Origin of the sequence: Desulfurella sp. (assembly GCF_023256235.1) — a bacterium.
In the GTDB taxonomy this organism is placed as follows: domain Bacteria; phylum Campylobacterota_A; class Desulfurellia; order Desulfurellales; family Desulfurellaceae; genus Desulfurella.
Genome location: NZ_JAGDWY010000037.1, coordinates 50,987 through 54,424, shown reverse-complemented (window position 1 = coordinate 54,424; position 3,438 = coordinate 50,987). Strand labels below are relative to the sequence as shown.

General features: G+C 32.6%; 3 protein-coding genes and 1 pseudogene. 2 read left to right on the top strand and 2 right to left on the bottom strand.

Annotated features, from left to right (window positions below; genetic code table 11):
* Both Q0C22_RS03960 and Q0C22_RS03955 read left to right on the top strand, forming a co-directional pair.
* On the top strand, positions 1 to 1,149 hold a 1,149-nt coding region (locus Q0C22_RS03960), incomplete at its 5' end, for a methyl-accepting chemotaxis protein (RefSeq protein ID WP_291491407.1).
* A 28-nt stretch (positions 1,150 to 1,177) separates the two neighbouring features.
* Positions 1,178 to 2,296 carry a glycerate kinase gene (locus Q0C22_RS03955; RefSeq protein WP_291491399.1) on the top strand — a complete coding sequence of 373 codons (1,119 nt, stop codon included), beginning with the start codon at positions 1,178 to 1,180 and terminating at the stop codon, positions 2,294 to 2,296.
* 45 nt (positions 2,297 to 2,341) lie between these two features.
* Here Q0C22_RS03955 and Q0C22_RS03950 read toward each other — a convergent pair whose 3' ends face one another.
* Positions 2,342 to 3,313: an NAD(P)H-dependent glycerol-3-phosphate dehydrogenase gene (locus tag Q0C22_RS03950; RefSeq protein ID WP_291491391.1), complete on the bottom strand. Its 972-nt coding sequence runs from the start codon at positions 3,311 to 3,313 to the stop codon at positions 2,342 to 2,344.
* Positions 3,306 to 3,438, bottom strand: a pseudogene (locus tag Q0C22_RS03945) (pantothenate kinase); the annotation flags it as partial. The gene Q0C22_RS03950 and the pseudogene Q0C22_RS03945, both read right to left, overlap by 8 nt.

Genomic DNA, 3,438 nt, shown 5'->3' with positions numbered 1-3,438 from the left:
GTAGATTATATGGGTACAATTAATCAAGTCCTAGAAACTTCATCTAAAAATGCAAAAAGTGTTATAGAAACAACTGAAAATATTTCAGCTAAAATAAATAAGAACCGTGAACATATTATTAAGTTAAATGAATCTTCCTCAAAAATAAGCGAGATAATTGATGTAATAAATGAAATTGCTGATCAAACTTCTCTTTTATCTTTGAATGCTGCAATTGAAGCAGCCCGCGCTGGCGAGCATGGCAGAGGCTTTGCAGTAGTAGCAGATGAGATAAGAAAACTATCTGAAAATACACTAAATGCAACAAATGAAATTTCAAACCTTATAAAAACCGTACAAAGCGACGTAGAAACAGTTATTAAAGCAAATAAACAAGTTGGTGAGTTAGTGATTCAAAATAAAAAAGTAGTGGAGCAAAGTATTCATGCTTTATTAGATGTAACTAACCAGATTAATCAAGCCAATAATATGATAAATAATATTGCCAGTGCAGTTGAAGAACAATCAAAATTAATAAACGATATTAATCAAAGGATGCAAATAATTACTGAACACTTAAAAAATGCATCAAATAGTGTTGATCAAATTAGCTCAAATACAGCTAATTTTGCAAAAAAAGCCGAAAATAGTTTTAAAATGCTCCAGAAAGTAAATTGTGGACATTATTTAGATAAAATTTACGAAATTGCACTAATTGGTAAAGAAAAAATTGAATCGATATTTAATGATGCGGTTAAAAAAGGCATTATTACATCAAATGATCTTTGGGATAGAAACTATATACCTATACCAAACACTAAACCTCAAAAATATGAAACACGTTTCACAAAATTTATTAAAGATTATATACAACCAATCGAAGATGAAATTTTAGCAAAAGACACTAATTTTTCTACAGTTGTTCTTGTAGATGATAATGGCTATCTAGCAGCACATAATTCAAAATATGATAAACCACTAACGGGGGACTATAAAACTGATTTAAAAAATAACAGATCAAAAAGACTTTTAAGTGATCCAATTAGCTTGTCATCAGCAAAAAGCGAAGAATCGGTATATATTCAGATTTATCCACGAGATACAGGTGAGATTATGTATAGGTTGTCTGTGCCAATATTTTATTTTAAGGCAAACATTGGGGAGCTTTAAGAATAGGTTTTAATGTATAGGAGAAAATATGAAAGTATTGGTAAGCATTAATGCGTTTAAAGGCGCAATATCCACTGTAGCGGCAACCGACACAGTATCCAAAGAGCTCCTAAAATTTGGTCTTTTAGTAGAAAAATGCTACATAGCAGATGGCGGCGATGGTAGTGTAGATGTAGCAGCTTCTATGGGAGCAAACTTAAAATATTACGATACATACGATCCTTTAATGAGACCAATTAAAGCACCTATTGCATGGTTTGGTAAAACCGCACTAATTGAAATGGCAAGAGCCAGTGGCATTGCTTTAATTAGACCTGAAGAAAAAAACCCGCTAAAAACTACATCTTTTGGTACAGGCGTACTTATAAAAAAAGCTATCGAAGAAGGCGCACAAGAAATTATTCTAGGCATTGGAGGATCTGCGACAGTAGATGGTGGCGTTGGAATGTTGACGGCACTTGATTTTAAGTTTCTGGATTCAAAAGGAAATCCTTCATGGATAGGTGGTGAATCATTAAAAAATATAAAAACCATTGTTAAAAGCCCTATAAATTTTCCTAAAATAACAATAGCAAGCGATGTGGTAAACCCATTGCTTGGGCCAAACGGGGCAAGTTATGTGTTTGGTCCGCAAAAAGGAGCTGATTCCAAAATGGTTGAATTTTTAGATAGTGCACTGGCTCATTTGAACGATCTTACAAAAAAATATTTTAATATTGATATAGCAAATATAGAGGGTGCAGGGGCAGCAGGTGGAATAGGTGGATTTGCTTTTTGTTATTTAAACGCACAATTAAAACCAGGCGCTGAGTTGTTCATGGACCTGGGAAATTTTAACGAAAAAGCATCCCTTTGTGATTGTTTAATAACAGGCGAAGGCGCTTTGGATAAGCAAACTTCATGTGGCAAAGCGCCCTATCGTGTTGCAAAAAGATTTAAAAGCATAAATAAAAACGGCTTAACAATTGCATTGGCTGGTAGCATATCAGATAGAGACACATACAAAGATACAATAGATATTGCCTTAAGCATAACAAACAAGCCTTTGTCAATTAAAGAATCTATAGAAAATACAAATGTTCTGTTAAAATCTTTAACATATGAAATTGCAAAACTTTTAGCGTGGAAAGAAAAAAGATTAAATTAATTCAAAGAACATGGTTTATTAACAGAAATTTTTTTAGAATAACTTTTATTCTGACTTAATTGGTCTGCTCATCAGTGTAGTTATTGATTCAAAAGGATCTTTATTTTTTACTATAATATTGTAAATCTCATTTATTATAGGTGTCTCTATAGAATACTTTTTAGAAAACTCAAATACAGCTATTACTGTATTGTAACCTTCAGGAATACCTTTTAGCTGACTTAAAATTTTATCGATAGGCAAACCCTGGGCTAATTTTAAGCCAAGCATACGGTTTCGGCTTAAGTTGCCCGTTGTTGTTAAAATTATATCGCCAATCCCTGCAAGACCAAGCATTGTCTTATTTTTACCACCAAAAAATTTAAAAATTCTTGTAATTTCTGCAACACCACGAGTAATTAAAGCAGCTCTGGCATTTTGTCCTAAATTTAATCCATCACTAATACCACAAGCAATTGCCAGAATATTTTTAAGCGCACCTAAATACTCTATGCCAATATAATCCGATGATGTATAAACTCTAAAATACATCGTATTAAAAATATTTTGAAACTTTTTAGCTAATTTTTTATTACATGAAGCTACAACGGATGCTGTAGGCAACTCTAATGCAACCTCAAGTGCAAAATTAGGTCCAGATAATACAGCAAATTGTTCTTTTGTAATACCTAATGTTTCAATCAATATACCAGAAGGCGTTAGAAAGGTTTTTTCTTCAATACCTTTGCTTAAACTTAATGCCAAATCAACTTTTATAGAAAATTGTTTTATAAATCCTCGCAGGTACTTAACCGGTACAGCAAAAATGCCAATAGATGAGTTTTTTGGTGTATCAAAAACTAAATTTTGAGATAGATGTACACCTTTTAAATACTTGTCGTTTTGGTAGCTAACCTGCATTGTTTCAACAAGTTTTTCATCTCGCGCACACAAACATACGTTTAAATTTTTCTTTGCAAGCAAATTAGCAATAGCAGTACCCCAGCTTCCAGCACCATATACGCAAATTTCATACATTTTTGTGGTATATACTCCAGAGCCCGTAAAATGTTAAGTTTGGTTCAAAATAATCAACATGCTTTATTTCTTTTATGAAAAATTGGGCATCTCCTCCTGTAAATATAACAGTGGGGTTTTGCATC

Bases quoted from the DNA above. Each gene is read 5' to 3' on its own strand.
- Q0C22_RS03955 (WP_291491399.1), top strand. From the start codon at position 1,178: ATGAAAGTATTGGTAAGCATTAATGCGTTTAAAGGCGCAATATCCACT.
- Q0C22_RS03950 (WP_291491391.1), bottom strand. From the start codon at position 3,313: ATGTATGAAATTTGCGTATATGGTGCTGGAAGCTGGGGTACTGCTATT.